The sequence below is a fragment of the Aestuariibaculum lutulentum genome, from assembly GCF_032926325.1.
Lineage (GTDB): Bacteria > Bacteroidota > Bacteroidia > Flavobacteriales > Flavobacteriaceae > Aestuariibaculum > Aestuariibaculum lutulentum.
Map to the genome: position 1 here is coordinate 379,943 of NZ_CP136709.1, position 17,232 is coordinate 397,174.

Here is a 17,232-nt window from a genome sequence, read left to right on the forward strand (position 1 = left end):
CGCTTGCAAAATTACTTAAAAATCATCAATTCCTTTAAATAATTTTCAATTAAAACTAAGTTAAATTTATAATTTCACCTCTGCAGATGGCATTATCACTTCCTATAATAAAGGAACTGTCTTTAGGTAAGATTTTGTAAGTAACCGATTTATAAGCCTTTTTCTTCTCAATGGCTGTTATAATTTCTTTATAAGACCAGGTATTTCCATCAAATATAATTTCGGTGGTATCCTGAATACTTTCCAAACAATTTTTCAGAACGACCTCTTTTGGCAATACAGCCTTTAAACTGTCGTTCATTTGAGATGACATGAAGGCGTACTCATTAACCTGTTTTGCCTTACTTACCGGCGCTTTATTTATTAGATAAGCCATTTTAACGGCAGACCAAACCGTGAAATCACAAAGTAAATTCTTTTTAAAATGCTTCTGATAGAAAATCTGCATCGCCCCATAAAAGCGTTTTACATAGTGTTTATCTCTTAGGGTACTTTCTCCTTTATAATGTAAAACGGTAGTTTCCCCAAAATAATAATTAGAATATCCTGCTTTATAAATACTGTATGACAAATCGATATCTTCACCATACATAAAATACTCCTCATCGAACCCGCCAACCTGAAGAAAAACATCTCGCTTCATCAGCATAAAGGCTCCTACTAATATTTTAGCTTTTCCTATTGCGTTTTCATCAATATGATTCGCATAATATAGCTCAGGTTTGCCAAGCATTTTTTTAAATGCCACTTTCACATAAGGCACATTACGCTTACTTTCCGGTAAAAACTCACCTACACCATTAATCAATTTACAACCAACAATACCTAAATCGGTGGTATTATCTGCAAAACTTAATAGTTTGCTAAAAGTATCTTCAGCAACTACTGTGTCGGGATTTAATATACATATGTATTCTCCCTTTGCCTTAGCAACACCTATATTATTTCCTTTAGAGAATCCGTAATTTTCTTTATTTTCTATAAGTTTTACTTCCGGAAATAACTCTTTAACCATTTTACAACTATCATCTTCAGAATTATTGTCGACAACAATGATTTCTGCGTCAATATCTGTGACAGCAGCTTGTACACTTTTTAAGCAGAGCTCTAAAAAGTAGCGTACGTTATAATTTAAAATGACTATTGAGAGTTTCAAAGGATGATTAATACAGCTTTTGGGAGGTTGCAATTTATTTGGTTTTTGTTAGCTATTAAGATTTTAAAGATGATTCGAAAGGGACTCGATTCACAATACTCCGACCTAAGGTAATTTCATCAGCATACTCTAATTCGTCGCCAACAGAAATACCACGGGCAATTGTAGAGGTGTAAATATTATATTCCTGTATCTGTTTATAGATATAAAAATTAGTGGTGTCGCCTTCCATAGTAGAACTTAACGCAAAAATAAGCTCCTTTATTTTACCTTCCTGAACTTTTTTTATTAAAGGCTGAATATTAAGATCATGAGGTCCCACCCCATCCATTGGAGAAATTTTACCACCAAGCACATGGTACAAGCCTTTAAATGAACTTGTATTTTCAATAGCCATCACGTCTCTAATATCTTCAACAACACAAACAACCGATTCATCTCGGTTTGGATTTGAGCATATTTCACACAATTCCACATCACTAATATTATTACAGGACTTGCAAAACTTGATATCGTTTCGCATTGTCTGTAAAGCCGCTACAAGCATTGACGTTTGTTCTTTGGGCTGCTTTAACATATGGAGCACCAAACGCAAGGCCGTGCGTTTACCAATACCTGGTAACTGAGACATTTCATTAACTGCGCGTTCCAATAATTTTGATGAGAATTCCATGCCGCGAATTTAATATTTTTTAAACATCTTAATTAATAAGTATCAAATTAATAAAACTATATGAATTCCTGAGACTGAAAAGTAATTTTGTATTTTGGTCGCTAAAACAAATTTAAATGTCGGCAACTCAAATCTTAATCTTAATTGCAGCTTATTTTAGTGTTTTAATTTTAATCTCCTATTTCACAGGAAAGGAAGACTCTAACGATGCCTTTTTTAAGGCCAACAAATCTGCTCCATGGTATTTGGTTGCTTTTGGGATGATTGGCGCTTCGCTTTCGGGTGTGACCTTCATTTCGGTTCCTGGAGCCGTTGAAACCAAACAATTTGGATATTTACAGGTTGTTTTCGGATATTTCTTTGGCTATCTGGCTATTGCCTATGTATTGCTTCCTATTTATTATAAACTTAACTTAACCTCTATTTACACGTATTTAAAAGACCGTTTTGGAAACACCAGTTACAAAACAGGATCGGTTGCATTTTTAATTTCCAGAATCGTTGGGGCGTCATTCCGATTGTTTTTAGTTGCAAAAGTTTTACAGCTTTTGGTATTCGACCAATATGGCATTCCTTTTTCGATTACTGTAATTATTACCGTATTACTTATTTGGCTTTATACCTTTAAAGGCGGCATAAAAACCATCATTTTTACCGATACGCTTCAAACCTTATTCATGCTCATATCGGTTGTGGTTACCATTTTCTTTTTAGCTAATGCTTTAGAACTTCATAGTATTTCTGATGTGTACAACAATGTAACATCGAATGCTATGAGTAAAGTCTTCTTTTTTGATGATGTTAACGATGCACAGTATTTTATAAAAAGCTTTTTATCTGGTATGTTTATCACCATTACCATGACCGGACTGGATCAGGATATGATGCAGAAAAATTTAACCTGCCGAAATATAAAGGAAGCTCAAAAAAATATGCTTTCATTTAGTGTGGTTTTAATTTTTGTAAATATCCTATTCCTGGTTTTAGGACTTTTGCTAACGCAATATGCCATTCAAAATAATATTACAGCAAGAAAGGACGATTTATTTCCGACCATTGCCATGTTACCAGACATCGGCTTCGCCACTTCAGCCTTTTTTATCCTAGGTTTAATTGCGGCGGCTTACAGTAGTGCAGACTCTGCCTTAACCTCTTTAACAACATCGTTTTGTATAGATATTATTGAATTAGATAAAAAACCTGAAGCCAACAGAAAACGTATTAGAAAGCAAGCCCATGCCTTTATTAGTGCACTTCTTGTTGTTGTCATTATTATTTTCGATGCTTTATTTAAAGACGTTTCCGTGATTTGGGAACTGTTTAAAGCTGCGGGATATACTTACGGACCATTACTTGGCTTGTTCGCTTTCGGTATTTTCACCAAACAAAATCTAAAAGACAAGTACGTTTGGATTATCGCTTTGGTAGCTCCAATATTCTCTTATTTCATCAATGAATATTCCGTTGAATTGCTTAACGGCTACCAAATTGGGTTTGAAATATTAATCATTAACGGACTACTTACCTTTTTAGGTTTAATACTGATTCGTAGAAAGCAGCACTAACGAACAGGCTGTTTCAAAATAAATATTATTCTCCTTTAAAATAACAAATAACTCCGGATTTTCTGTTCCGGGGTTAAATATTATGCGCTGTGGTTTTAACGAAACAATATAATCGTAATAGGGTATCTGATTCTTCGGATTTAAATATAAGGTCACGGTATGAATACCTTCATAAGGTAATTGGTCAGTATCAATTTTAACTCCTTCGACCTCACCTTTAAGGTTTCCGATAGCCACGACTTCAAAATTCTCTTCCACTAATTTATGAATTGCATAATTAGAATATCTACCGGGTTTTAAAGAGGCGCCAAGCACAAGTGTTTTCTTATTCATATGTTAAAAACTGTTAATACTTTTTAAATATAGTAACAGATTTTGAATTGGAACGTCTTAATTATACATCAATCAAAAAATCAATCAATCAAAATGAAAAAACTACTGGCACTATGCTTAATAGTTGTCCTGTCTACTATTGAAGCTTTTGCTTTATCTACAGACAAAAAAGGTACTATTTTCGGTACCGTATTAGACGCTAATTTAAACCAACCCTTACCTTATGTAAATATCGTTATAAAATCATCCAACGGATCAATTATCACAGGCGGTATCACCCAGGAAAACGGGTCGTTTAAAATTGAAAAATTAGAGGAAGGCAATATCGTTGTCAATATTCAATATATTGGTTACAAAACTGTAAACAAACCCATTTTTATAGGAAAAAACAGCTACGACATTAATTTAGGGAATATTCTTTTGGAGGAAGAAGCCGAAGGTTTAGACGAAGTTACTGTCGTTGCCGATGTCTCATCCATTCAACAAAAAGTGGATAGAAAAATAATAACCATTGGTAAAGATCTGGCAGCAACCGGAAGCGCATCACAACTTATGGTTGGGATTCCATCTGTAAGTATCGATGAGCAAACCGGAGATATTAGCTTACGCGGAAACCAAAACGTTCGGGTTATGGTCGATGGTAAACTATCTAATATTCCAACAGCCCAGTTACTAAAACAAATTCCTTCAACGGCTATTAAATCCATAGAACTTATTACCAATCCTTCGGCAAAATATAATCCTGAAGGTATGAGTGGTATTATCAATATCATTCTTCATAAAAACACCATGCAAGGTTTTAACGGCAATGTTTCTGTAGGACTTACTCATGAATATGAAGCGAAATTCAACAGTTCTCTGGATTTAAATTATCGCAACGGGAAATTTAATTTTTACGGAAGTTATAGCAACGACATCTCAAAAAACAGAAATAACGGCTACGTTTACAGACCTGAAAATAATTCTGAACAGTTTTTCAATTTTCTGGACAAAAGGAAATCACATCTATACAAAGTTGGGGTTGATTTTTATTTAAACGAGAAAAACACCATTTCTGTTTTCACCACACAAAACACCTCTGAAAATAGCACTTATGGTAAAACAGATGCCATTTTTTACGATGATGAAATCTATAACCAAAGTCAGATTTTCAATTCTACCGGAAACAACAATTCGTCTCAATACAATTTTGACTATAAATTAGATTTTAAAAAAGAAGGACACAATATTGAATTTGAAGCCGATTACAATGTGTTTGACGATGAAAGCCCAGTTGATTTCACCTTTCTTCTTGGCCCAAATGAAGATTATAAAGATTTTAATTTTACCGATCGAGAAAGTATTACTCTAAACTTAGATTATGTAAACCCACTTTCTGAAACTGCAAAATTAGAAGCCGGTCTGCAAGCACGATTGTTTAATTCGGAGATTGCTTATTCATCAACCGGGCAAACCCTAAATAGTGAAGGTATTTTAAGACCAACACCAGATACTAATTTCGACTACACCAGAGATATTTATTCGGCGTATGCAACTTACAGTAAATCTTTCGAAAAATTGAACTACCAAATCGGCCTGCGTGCTGAAAATGTAAAAGAAGATGCCTATGCTTTATCTTCAGAAGCTGAAAGTACGCAACGATTTAAAAATGATTATTTTGAATTATATCCTTCAGCATTTTTCACCTATACGCCTTCAGAAAAAAATGCCTATCAGCTCAGTTATAGTCGTCGTGTTGATCGTCCAGGCATTGGTCAGGTCAACCCAATTAAAGAATGGAGTACGCCATTAATTTCGTCTTACGGTAATATTAATTTAGAACCTCAATTCACCAATTCCATCGAAGCCAATTATACCAGAACCCTTAACAAACACAAGGGAACCGTTACCGGCGGTGTGTTTTACAGAATAATCTCGAATGAAATTAATAGAGCCCTATTTATCGACAGAAGTGATGTGACTTCGGGAAGAGTCATTTTAACTCACGACAATTTTGACGACACCTCAGCCTTTGGAATGGAACTATCGAGTAATTACCGTCCTTTTAAATGGTGGAATATTAATGGTAGCTTCGATTTATACTCTCAAACCCAAAAGGGTATTGCTGAAGAATTAACCGTACCTATTGAAAATGCAACTGTTAACGATATAGAAACCAATATTGATGAAGTAGACAATGTGCTATGGAATTTAAGAATGTACAACAACTTTAGTCTTAGTAAAACAGTTAGTCTAACCGCCTTTGGATTTTACCGTGGAAAAAACAAAACCATTCAGTTTGAGAGAAAACCAATGTATTTTGTTAATCTTGGAGCTCGTGTGGCATTTGCCCAAGGCCGAGGCATGTTGAGTTTAAATTACAACGATATTTTCAACACCATGGAATTCGCCTTTTATGGAGAGAAACCGTTTATACAGGAAGGTGCCTTTAACTGGGAAAGCAACACCTGGAATGTTGGATTATCCTATAGATTTGGTGGAGGAAAATACAAAGCAAAATCAAGAAAAAACAGAGATAATAATACCAAATCTGGTGGTGGCGGATTTATGTAAAATGAACATTAAAAATCTTTAAATAAAAATTTTTGATTAGTGATTCCTTTTTATCGCTGAAAAGAAGCCTCAAAGCATAAATACTTTGAGGCTTTATTTTTATTAAATTATAACTAATTAATTGTCAAAATGTTAAAGTTTTAAAAAAATTACATTTGTTACACAATAATTAGAAATCCTATACGTTACGATTCTATACAATCTTGCTATTATTCAAAAAAATAATTATTTAGAGTTAGTCGTCTACACATTATTATAACATTACACATGTAAGAATTGTATAAACAAAATCCGGTTGTTCTCAAACTTCCGGATTTTTTATTCTGTTAAAATGACGTTAAACAGAAAGACCATTGCAATAAAATACAAGTTACAACGTCTTATATAGTACATTCTTCAAAACATACAGATTGTGTTAATTTGAAGTTGATTAATAGCTTTGAAACCCAAAACTTATCGTTTTGGGTTTTTTTATTGTTTTTTTACCAGTTGATAATCACACTACCCCAGGTGAAACCGCTTCCGAAAGCAGCTAAAACCACCGTGTCTCCTTCTTTTATTTTGCCTTCTTCCCAAGCTTCCGTTAGCGCAATAGGAATTGATGCTGCCGTTGTATTACCATATTTCTGGATATTATTAAATACCTGATCATCCTTCAAATTAAATTTCTTTTGAATAAACTGAGCGATACGTAAGTTCGCCTGATGTGGAATAAGCATGTCGATGGCTTCAGACGTTAAATTATTTTTCAGTAGACCTTCCATTATCACCTCGCTAAAACGAACTACGGCATTTTTAAACACAAACTGTCCGTTCATATACGGATAGTAACTTTCATCATTCGGGTCGTTATCTGCCAAAATATCATTTACCCAACGCGTTCCCATACCAGGAGCCATTAATACCAATTCTTCGGCATGCTCTCCCTGAGCATGTAAATGGGTTGATAAAATGCCCTTTGTATTATCTTCTTCTCTGGTTAATACAGCTGCACCTGCTCCATCTCCAAAAATCACCGAAACTCCACGTCCCCGAGTTGTTTTATCTAATCCGTGAGAATGCAATTCACTACCTATAACCAGAACATTTTTATACATACCGGTTTTAATAAAATTGTCGGCAACAGAAAGCGCATAAACAAAACCTGAACACTGGTTTCTAACATCTAAAGCTCCCACAGTTTTTATATCTAAGGCATGTTGCACCTGAACACCCGGTCCTGGGAAATACATATCCGGACTCAAGGTCGCGAATATGATAAAATCGATATCATCTTTATCAATCCCTGCGCGCTCAATCGCCACTTTAGCGGCTTTAATACCCATGGTGGCCGTGGTATCTCCACTTCCTTCTTTCACCCATCGGCGCTCCTGTATTCCTGTACGTTCCTGAATCCATTCATCATTGGTATCCATCATTTTAGATAAATCCTGGTTGGTTACCACATGATCCGGTACATACTTTCCTAAGCCAATAATTTTTGAATTATACATTATTTTGAATTTAGTTTAGTTATACTCATTACAAGTTATATATTATTTACTATCAAAACTACAAAAAGCCATTAAAATCTATTCTAACATCTCAAGTGAGCATACCAGACCTTTTAACATTACTTTTTAATTTTATTACCCCGTTTTAATTAAATTTAAAACTTGACTAATTCAAATCATTCAAAATGAAAAAAATTCTATTTTACTGTTTTCTTGTCACCGGACTTACTATTCATGGGCAAGAAAACTTAACCTATCAAAAACCTTCTAAAGAAATCTTAGAACTTGCGACTGCTCCTTTGGCTCCTTCCATTCGAATTGATAGTAAAGGAGCAAATATGGTATTTCTATACCGCAGTAATTTCAAAAGCATTGCTACATTATCGGAAACCGAAATGCGTTTAGGTGGTTTACGTATTAATCCGAAAACCAACATAAGTAGTAGAGAACGTTATTATAACCATTTAAAAGTTCGTGTTGGAAGAAAAAGCTTGGAAAGTGACGTTTCAGGATTACCTACAAACCCAAGATTTTCTAATTTTTCATGGTCTCCTAATCAGGAAAAAATGGCATTTACAAATACAACCTCTAACGGTGTTGAACTTTGGGTATTGGATATTGCCACAAAATCAGCTAAAAAAATCACGAACGATAATTTAAACGCTAATACAGGAAATCCTTTTTACTGGTTTAAAGATAATGCCTCTTTGCTAATTAAAGTTTTACCTAAAACAAGACAAGATCTTATTGACACAAAAACAGCTGTTCCAACCGGTCCTACAATTTCCGAAAGTGAAGCTGGTGTTATGGCACAAAACAGAACGTATCAGGATTTACTTAAAAACAAAACTGACGAACATAATTTTGAACAGCTGGTAACTTCAGAATTACACAAAGTAGATTTAAATGGTAAAGAATCATCATGGATGGCTAGTGATATGTATTCTGACATTTCCTTTTCACCGGATGGGAATTACATTATGGTAGAAACCATAAAAAAACCCTTTTCATATCTGGTTCCTTATTCCAGATTCCCCTCGGCAACTAAAATTTATGACACCAATGCCAAACTTATTAAAAACATTTTAGAAGTTCCTTTAATTGAAGATTTACCTCAGGGGTTTATGGCTGTTAGAACAGGTATGCGTAATCTATCCTGGAGAGACGACCAGCCGGCAACACTTGTTTGGGCAGAAGCCTTAGATCAAGGAGACCCTGCTGTAGAAGTCGACTTTAGAGACGAGATATTCCAACAAAAAGCACCCTTTTCAGACCAGCCAACATCGTTATTAAAAACCATTAATCGCTATGCAGGTATTGAATGGGGTAATGAAACTACCGCTATCGCTTTTGATAGATGGTGGAACACCAGAAACACTAAAGCTTATATCTTTAATCCTTCCAACAATAAATTAAAACCAGAGATTATTTACGATAGAAATTATCAGGATGTATACAGCAATCCTGGTAATCCTGTAACGTCCAGAAATGAATACGGACGTTATACATTAAATATTAATAGAAATAAAATATTTTTAATTGGTGATGGTTATACCGAAAACGGGAAATTTCCTTTTGTTGATGAATTCGATTTAAACACAAAAAAAACAACCAGACTATATCAATCTTCACTCAAAGACAAAATAGAAGATATAGCTATGGCTATAGATATTAACAAAGGTGAAATTTTAGTTCGAGTAGAATCTAAAAACGAATACCCAAACTACTATGTAAGAAATATTAAGAAACGTATGGCTCCCGTGCCTCTTACTCTGTTTGAAAATCCGTTTAAAAGTATTCAGGATGTTCATAAAGAAATCATCAAATACAAACGCTATGATGGTTTAGAACTAACCGGAACCTTATACTTACCTACCGACTACGAACCAGGTAAAAAGTACCCTATGGTGATGTGGGCGTACCCCAGAGAATACAAAGACAAAAGCAGTGCCGGACAAAGCACCTCCAACTCTAACGAATTTACGTATCCTTCTTATGGCTCACCAATTTTCTGGATTACAAAAGGCTATGTGGTTTTAGACGATGCTTCTTTCCCAATTGTTGGTGAAGGTGACGAAGAACCTAACGACACCTTTATTAAACAATTAGTTGGAAATGCTAAAGCTGCAATTGATGCTGTTGACGACTTAGGTTATATAGACAGAAATAAAGTGGCTGTTGGCGGACATTCCTATGGGGCATTCATGACCGCTAACTTACTTTCTCACTCTAACCTATTTGCTGCAGGAATTGCCAGAAGTGGTGCTTACAACAGAACACTTACCCCATTCGGCTTCCAAAGTGAAGAACGCAATTACTGGGAAGCCCCGGAAATATATTATAATATGTCGCCATTTATGCATGCCGATACCATGAAAACCCCATTATTATTAATTCATGGTGAAGCAGACAATAATTCCGGAACATACCCACTACAAAGTGAGCGTTATTTTAATGCCTTAAAAGGATTAGGCGCTCCTGTAAGATTAGTTATGTTACCTAAAGAAAGTCATGGTTATGCAGCTGAAGAATCTATACTTCACCTGTTATGGGAACAAGACCAATGGTTAGAAAAACACGTAAAAAACAGGAAAGTAGAAGAATAAATTATAAAACATATAAAATTCACAAAAAGGTCATTCAAAGTTACAGAATGACCTTTTTTAATGTCAGTTTGTCACATTTTTTGGGTTGGCATTTTTGTTGAATAAAGCAAAAACATATAATTATAAACAGAATAAAAACAATATATCATGACAAAAGGAAATATTAATGTTTCGGTTGAAAACATCTTCCCGCTCATTAAAAAATTCTTATACAGCGACCACGAAATCTTTTTACGTGAATTAATAAGTAATGGTACCGATGCCACTTTAAAATTAAAACACCTTACCAGTATAGGTGAGTCAACTTCAGAATATGGCAACCCACAAATTGAAGTTAAAATAGACAAAGAAGGAAAAAAACTTCACATTATCGATCAAGGTATTGGTATGAGTGCTGAAGAAGTTGAGAAATACATCAACCAGGTAGCATTCTCTGGTGCTGAAGAGTTTTTAGACAAATACAAAGATTCTGCTAAAGATTCTGGTATTATTGGTCACTTTGGTTTAGGATTCTACTCAGCATTTATGGTGGCTGAAAAAGTGGAAATCATCACTAAATCTCATACTGGTGCACCTGCTGCACACTGGACCTGTGATGGTTCTCCTGAATTTACTTTAGAAGAAGGAACTAAAGAAGACAGAGGAACAGAAATTATTCTTCACATTGCTGAAGATTCTACCGAATTCCTTGAAGAATCTCGTATTCGTGAGTTACTTTTAAAATACAACAAGTTCATGCCTATTCCAATTAAATTTGGAACTAAGGAAGTAAACGATCCTGAGCATGAACCTGCAACCATTACCGATAAAGACGGTAAAGAAACTAAAGAGCCACACAGAAAAATTACAGTTGATAATATTATCAACAACCCAAACCCGGCATGGACAAAGCAACCAACCGATTTAGAAGACGAGGATTATAAAAACTTCTACCGTGAGTTGTACCCAATGCAGTTTGAAGATCCGTTATTCCACATTCATTTAAATGTAGATTATCCGTTTAACTTAACAGGTATTTTATACTTCCCTAAGTTAGGACAGGATATGAATATCCAAAGAGATAAAATTCAGTTATACCAAAATCAGGTGTTCGTAACCGATAATGTTGAAGGTATAGTGCCTGAATTCTTAACGATGTTACGTGGTGTTATTGATTCGCCTGACATTCCATTAAACGTTTCGCGTTCGTACTTACAGGCTGACGGTGCCGTTAAAAAGATTTCATCGTACATTACCCGTAAAGTTGCCGATAAATTAAAATCCTTATTCAACAATAACCGTGAAGATTTTGAAGCGAAATGGAACGACATTAAAGTGGTAATTGAATACGGTATGCTTTCTGAAGAAAAATTCTTCGAAAAAGCCGATGCATTTGCTTTATACCCAACGGTGGATGGAACGTATTACACTTACGAAGAGCTTTACAATAAAATTAAAGCAAACCAAACCGATAAAGATGGTAAGTTAGTGGTGCTTTATGCCTCAAATACCGATGCACAACACAGTTATATTGAAGCTGCCAAAGCGAAAAACTATGAGGTTCTGTTATTAGATTCTCCAATTGTTTCGCATTTAATCCAAAAACTGGAAACCACTAAAGAAAACATTTCTTTTGCACGTGTAGATGGTGACCACATCGATAATTTAATTAAGAAAGATGAAACTACAATTTCTAAATTAGATGACGACCAGAAGAAAGTTTTAGATGAATTATTAAAAGAAGTTATTCCTTCTGAAAAATTCATGGTACAATTAGAAGCTATGGACAGTAATGCATCGCCTTTTATTATCACGCAACCGGAATTTATGCGTCGTATGAAAGAAATGCAGGCTACCGGAGGTGGCGGTATGAACATGTTTGGTAACATGCCAGAAATGTACAACTTAGTTGTTAACACCAACTCCGATTTAGTTAGCGATATTTTAAACAAAGGTGATAAAGCCGAACAAGAACGCTTAATTAACCAAAGTTTAGATTTAGCACGTTTATCTCAAGGTCTATTAAAAGGTGAAGAACTAACAAACTTCATTAAACGCAGCTACGAGATTTTAAAGTAATTTCACTTTTACTTTTTATATAAAGGAAACCACTTTACAAATGTAAAGTGGTTTTTTTATACCTCAACCCTACAAACAACCTACTCATTAACAGATAAATACTACATTTTTACTTATCTTTAGCGTAGCACTAACCTTTAAACAACTTCTTCTATGGCGCTACACATCAATAATTTAAGTAAAACGTATTCAAACGGAGTACAAGCCCTAAAAAACGTCACCTTAACCATTCCGCAAGGTATGTTTGGACTACTTGGACCTAACGGAGCAGGAAAATCCTCATTAATGCGAACCTTAGCCACTTTACAACAAGCCGATTCAGGTTCTGTGACACTTAACGATATTGATGTATTAAAAGAAAAAGATAAAGTGAGGAAAATATTAGGGTATTTACCTCAGGAATTTGGGGTATACCCGAAAATTAGCTCGTACAACATGCTTTCTCATATTGCCGCTTTAAAGGGCATTTCAAATAAAGGTGAACGAAAAGATTTAGTGGAATCCTTACTTCAAAAAACAAACCTGTGGGATGTTCGAAATAAAAGTTTAGGCACCTATTCCGGAGGAATGAAACAGCGCTTTGGTATTGCACAAGCTCTCATTGGCGACCCTCGATTAATTATAGTTGATGAACCTACAGCTGGATTAGACCCTGCTGAACGTGTGCGTTTTCATAATCTTTTAAGTGAAATTGGCGAAAACACCATTGTTATCCTATCCACCCACATTGTAGACGATGTTTCAAACTTATGCAGCAATATGGCTATAATATGTTTAGGCGAAGTCGTTTTACAAGGAAACCCTATTGCTTTAACTCAGGAAGTAAAAGGAAAAATCTGGAAGAAAGCCATTGAAAAATCAGATTTAGAACAGTATAAAACAGATCTTCAGGTGATTTCGACTCACCTGAAAAGCGGACAAACTATTATTCATGTGTTAAGTGATGTACAACCTGACGCTACTTTTGAATCGAGCCCTGCTAATTTAGAAGATGTCTATTTTTCAGAAATCTCATCTCGTATCGATTCTGCTTTAGCATAATTAATCCTTAAAACTTTGTATTATGTTTAAAGAAATCTTTTTATTCGAGATTAAGTACAGATTTAAAAGACCTGCTACTTGGGCCTATTTTGGCATCCTGTTAGTTTTCGGTCTTATTCTGGCTATTGGAGGTAACGGGCCAGCTTCAGAGAAAGTTTTTGTAAACTCACCTATTGCCATTGCCAGAATGTTATGTGTGGTAAGCATTTTTGGAACCATGTTATCCAGCGCAATTCTTGGAGTACCTGTTTACAGAGATATCGAACACAAAACCGAAAACTATTACTTCTCCTACCCAATAACCGAAAAAGGCTATATTTTAGGTCGGTTTTTAGGTTCATTATTCACTTTGTTTTTTGTTGGTTTTGGTCTTCATCTGGGACTTATTATTGGTTTTGCCATTGGCCCTTTTGCCGGGTATGTGGAAGCCGACAGGTTTACAACTCTTAATTTATGGAGTTATATTCAACCAACACTCACATTATACTGGGCTAACTTTTTATTTACAGGAAGCATCTTCTTTACACTGGTTAGTATCACAAAAAAAGTTATGCTTGCGTATGCTGGTGGAGCTGTATTATTCATAACCTATTTGGTGACACTTACCTTAACCCAAGACATTGAAAACAAAGATTTGGTAAGTATCCTCGACCCCTTTGGACTTTCAGCATTTAGCAATATAACACAATACTGGACTCCAGAAGAACAGAATACCTTAACTGTGCCGTTCTCCTCCAGTCTTTTACTTTGGAACAGATTACTATGGGTTGGTATTGGCTTACTGGCGTTTACCTTTGCTTTATTTAAATTCGATTTTCAGAAATTCCTGAATAAAAACTATGACGCTAAAAAGAAGAAAACAGAAGATTTAGCAGAAACAAATAACTCTGCAGAACTTACAAAAATCCCTAAAGTGAGTAAAGTATATTCGGCCAGTTTAAACTTTAAACTACTATTTAGTCTGGCCTTTATGGAAATAAAAAACATTATTAGAGACCATTTCTTTAAAGCCATTTTAATTGCTGCCGTTGCTTTTTTACTGTTCGATGCCTGGTATGGCTTTCCTGTTTACGGCACACCATCACTACCACTCACCTATTATATGTTAGAAGTTAAAGATTTTAATTTCATCGTTTTAATCTTTGTTCTTATTGTATTCATGACCGGCGAAGTAATACACAGGGAGCAACATGTTAATTACAATCAGATTTTTGGAGCACTCCCCATCCCAAATAGAATAATTTACGGATCAAAATTTATTGCTTTGGTCATTATAAGTTTTCTTCTGGTAAATTTAGTTTTAGTCAGCGGGGTACTTACTCAAATCCTTAAAGGTTATTTCAACTTTGAATTCGACAAATACTTTATTGACTTATATTTAATTGAATTCCCAAAATACATCACCTTTGTTATGCTTGCTTTTTTTGTGCATTCTTTGGTTACCAAAAAGTTTTTAGGGCATGTTATTGCCATAGCCATCTGGGCACTTTTATTTGGTTTGAATGCATTAGCCGATGTCGATAACAATTTATACCTATACAGCTATGCCCCACGCTATACAGTCTCTGACATGAATGGCTTTGGACACTTCGGAACTGCTTTATTCTGGTTTAGAACGTATTGGCTGGCCTGCGGAAGTGTGCTTGTTGTTATAGGGTATTTATACTGGATTCGCGGTACGGATTCTGGTATAAAAACAAGATGGCAAATATTAAAAGACAGATTAAACCTTAAAACTGTTGGAACATTTGTCGTTCTATTTATCGTTTTTATAGGCTCCGGAGCGTTTATAAACTATAACACCAAAACCATAAACCATTATAAAACCAAAGATCAAGGCACTTTGGCACAAGCTAATTATGAAAAAGAGCTCAGCAAATACGATAAAATCGCGCAACCCAAAGTTATTGATGTCAAATTAACTGCTGATTTATATCCCGAAGAAAGAAAAGCTAAAATTAAGGTGGACTACATACTGGTTAACAAAACCAATGAAATTATTGATTCATTACATTTAAACTGGGGCGCCGAAGGTTTAATAAAAAAAGAAGTCAATACATTTACCTTAAATGGAGTGAACCCAAAACTTGGTCATCGGTATGATGACTACGGCTACGAAATATATGTCTTCAATAGTCCTTTAAAACCTCATGACACTATACACATGACTCTGGAAGTCACCGGAAAATACAAAGGCTTCCCCAATGAAGGTACAGGGTCGGATATTGTATACAATGGTACGTTTTTAAACAATGACTTTTTCCCGTCATTCGGATATAGTGCCAATAGTGAAATTACAGGGGATCTTGATCGCAAAAAACACGATTTACCAATTAAAGATTATCAGTTACCAGAACAAACCGACCCTTGGGGAACCAGTAATCTGTTATTTAACGATGACGCCGATTATATAACTTTTGAAGGCACCGTAAGCACTGCTCCAGACCAAATTGCTATTTTACCTGGAAACCTTCAAAAGGAATGGGAAGAAAACGGAAGAAAATACTACTCCTACAAAATGCGGGGCGAATTAGATTTCTTCTACAATATTTCATCTGCAAATTACAGCGTTCATGAAGACGAATGGATTGGCAGCTCTGGTGAAAAAGTAATTATCCAGATTTTTCACCATCCGACACATACCTACAACATTGACCGGTTTGTAAAAGGCGTTAAAAAGTCTATGGACTATTTCTCAAAAAACTACGGTCCTTACCAATACCGCCAAATGCGTATTTTGGAATTTCCGCGCTATTCAACCTTTGCGCAATCTTTTCCTAATACCGTTCCCTACGCCGAAAGTTTTGGTTGGGTGGGCGATTTTAGCGATCCCAACGATTTGGATTACCTGTTTACCGTTACTGCGCACGAAGTCGCACATCAATGGTGGGCACATCAAATAACCCCATCGGCAACCAGAGGCTCCAATCAAATTTCAGAATCTATGGCAGAATATTCTTCTCTAATGGTGATGAAAAATGAATATGGAGTAGATGCGATGCAAAAATTCTTAAAAAGGGAATTAGATACGTATTTAAGAAGACGAGCAAATGAAAGTAAATTTGAAAAAACATTACTTGATAACGATAATCAACAATACGTTTGGTATCAAAAAGGCGGCCTTATTTTATATGCACTTCAGGATTTAATTGGTGAAGACAATTTAAATAAAGGTTTCAAAGCCTATACAGAAGCGGCTCGTTTTCGTCCGGAAGCACCATTTACCACAACTACAGAATGGTATAACTATATGAAATCGGTAACACCAGATTCTTTACAATATTACCTAAGCGACAGTTTTGAGAACATTACGCTTTATAACAACAAAATTTCAAGTGCAACGTATAAGAAAACAAATGATAACACGTATGAAGTTACACTTGATATTGAAAGTTCTAAAAATTATTTCGATGGTAATGGTAAACTTTTAAAAACCGGAGACAAACCCAATATTCTAGAAATTGGAATTTTCAATTCAGACACAATTAATGCTAATGGTATGACCATTAAATCTCCCATTATGCTTAAAAAAATGTGGATTGCACCCGGACATTCAACTTTGAAATTTACAACAACTAAAATTCCTGTTAAAGCCGGCATTGATCCTTACAATAAAATGATTGACAGAATACCTGACGATAATTTAAAACCTATAGAAGAAATAACAGATTAAAAATTATGGTCTGTTTTTAATAAAAATAAGTCTTTTGATAATTTATAACATTTCATTAACTTATAAATGTCAAAATTGGCA

The 17,232-nt window shown here is 35.0% G+C and carries 10 protein-coding genes; 6 read left to right on the forward strand and 4 right to left on the reverse strand.

Going from position 1 to position 17,232, the window contains the following annotated elements; all coding sequences use genetic code 11:
• Nucleotides 1–55: 55 nt before the first annotated feature.
• Both R1X58_RS01625 and recR read right to left on the reverse strand, forming a co-directional pair.
• Complete coding sequence (locus R1X58_RS01625) at nucleotides 56–1,156, reverse strand: glycosyltransferase family 2 protein (protein WP_240571577.1); 1,101 nt, start codon at nucleotides 1,154–1,156, stop codon at nucleotides 56–58.
• A gap of 55 nt (nucleotides 1,157–1,211) precedes the next feature.
• Nucleotides 1,212–1,829, reverse strand: a complete 618-nt coding sequence (recR, locus tag R1X58_RS01630; protein ID WP_240571578.1) for a recombination mediator RecR — start codon at nucleotides 1,827–1,829, stop codon at nucleotides 1,212–1,214.
• Nucleotides 1,830–1,945: 116 nt separating this feature from the next.
• Between recR and R1X58_RS01635 the strand changes: the two genes are divergently transcribed.
• Nucleotides 1,946–3,394, forward strand: coding sequence for a sodium:solute symporter (locus R1X58_RS01635; protein ID WP_240571580.1), 1,449 nt, complete (start codon nucleotides 1,946–1,948; stop codon nucleotides 3,392–3,394).
• On the opposite strand, the gene R1X58_RS01640 is transcribed toward R1X58_RS01635, so the two are convergent.
• The gene (locus R1X58_RS01640) at nucleotides 3,365–3,727 is read right to left on the reverse strand and encodes a CoA-binding protein (protein WP_240571582.1); all 363 of its coding nucleotides are present in this window, start codon (nucleotides 3,725–3,727) and stop codon (nucleotides 3,365–3,367) included. The two genes, R1X58_RS01635 and R1X58_RS01640, sit on opposite strands and share 30 nt — an antisense overlap.
• 93 nt (nucleotides 3,728–3,820) lie before the next feature.
• Between R1X58_RS01640 and R1X58_RS01645 the strand changes: the two genes are divergently transcribed.
• Nucleotides 3,821–6,280, forward strand: a complete 2,460-nt coding sequence (locus R1X58_RS01645) for an outer membrane beta-barrel family protein (RefSeq protein ID WP_240571585.1) — start codon at nucleotides 3,821–3,823, stop codon at nucleotides 6,278–6,280.
• A 482-nt stretch (nucleotides 6,281–6,762) separates the two neighbouring features.
• Here R1X58_RS01645 and R1X58_RS01650 read toward each other — a convergent pair whose 3' ends face one another.
• A complete protein-coding gene (locus tag R1X58_RS01650) occupies nucleotides 6,763–7,773 on the reverse strand; it encodes a 3-oxoacyl-ACP synthase III family protein (protein WP_240571587.1) in 1,011 nt (336 codons plus the stop codon).
• 185 nt (nucleotides 7,774–7,958) lie between these two features.
• Here R1X58_RS01650 and R1X58_RS01655 point away from each other — a divergent pair, with 185 nt between their 5' ends.
• From R1X58_RS01655 to R1X58_RS01670, 4 genes are all read left to right on the forward strand, one after another.
• On the forward strand, nucleotides 7,959–10,379 hold the full coding sequence (locus R1X58_RS01655) for an alpha/beta hydrolase family protein (RefSeq protein ID WP_240571588.1): 2,421 nt from the start codon (nucleotides 7,959–7,961) through the stop codon (nucleotides 10,377–10,379).
• 147 nt (nucleotides 10,380–10,526) lie between these two features.
• Nucleotides 10,527–12,437 carry a molecular chaperone HtpG gene (htpG, locus tag R1X58_RS01660; RefSeq protein ID WP_240571590.1) on the forward strand — a complete coding sequence of 637 codons (1,911 nt, stop codon included), beginning with the start codon at nucleotides 10,527–10,529 and terminating at the stop codon, nucleotides 12,435–12,437.
• A gap of 153 nt (nucleotides 12,438–12,590) precedes the next feature.
• A complete protein-coding gene (locus tag R1X58_RS01665; RefSeq protein ID WP_240571592.1) occupies nucleotides 12,591–13,478 on the forward strand; it encodes an ABC transporter ATP-binding protein in 888 nt (295 codons plus the stop codon).
• Nucleotides 13,479–13,500: 22 nt separating this feature from the next.
• A complete protein-coding gene (locus R1X58_RS01670; RefSeq protein ID WP_240571594.1) occupies nucleotides 13,501–17,151 on the forward strand; it encodes an ABC transporter permease/M1 family aminopeptidase in 3,651 nt (1,216 codons plus the stop codon).
• Nucleotides 17,152–17,232: the final 81 nt, after the last annotated feature.

Bases quoted from the DNA above. Each gene is read 5' to 3' on its own strand.
- recR (WP_240571578.1), bottom strand. From the start codon at position 1,829: ATGGAATTCTCATCAAAATTATTGGAACGCGCAGTTAATGAAATGTCT.
- R1X58_RS01655 (WP_240571588.1), top strand. From the start codon at position 7,959: ATGAAAAAAATTCTATTTTACTGTTTTCTTGTCACCGGACTTACTATT.
- R1X58_RS01665 (WP_240571592.1), top strand. From the start codon at position 12,591: ATGGCGCTACACATCAATAATTTAAGTAAAACGTATTCAAACGGAGTA.
- htpG (WP_240571590.1), top strand. From the start codon at position 10,527: ATGACAAAAGGAAATATTAATGTTTCGGTTGAAAACATCTTCCCGCTC.
- R1X58_RS01650 (WP_240571587.1), bottom strand. From the start codon at position 7,773: ATGTATAATTCAAAAATTATTGGCTTAGGAAAGTATGTACCGGATCAT.
- R1X58_RS01640 (WP_240571582.1), bottom strand. From the start codon at position 3,727: ATGAATAAGAAAACACTTGTGCTTGGCGCCTCTTTAAAACCCGGTAGA.
- R1X58_RS01670 (WP_240571594.1), top strand. From the start codon at position 13,501: ATGTTTAAAGAAATCTTTTTATTCGAGATTAAGTACAGATTTAAAAGA.
- R1X58_RS01645 (WP_240571585.1), top strand. From the start codon at position 3,821: ATGAAAAAACTACTGGCACTATGCTTAATAGTTGTCCTGTCTACTATT.
- R1X58_RS01635 (WP_240571580.1), top strand. From the start codon at position 1,946: ATGTCGGCAACTCAAATCTTAATCTTAATTGCAGCTTATTTTAGTGTT.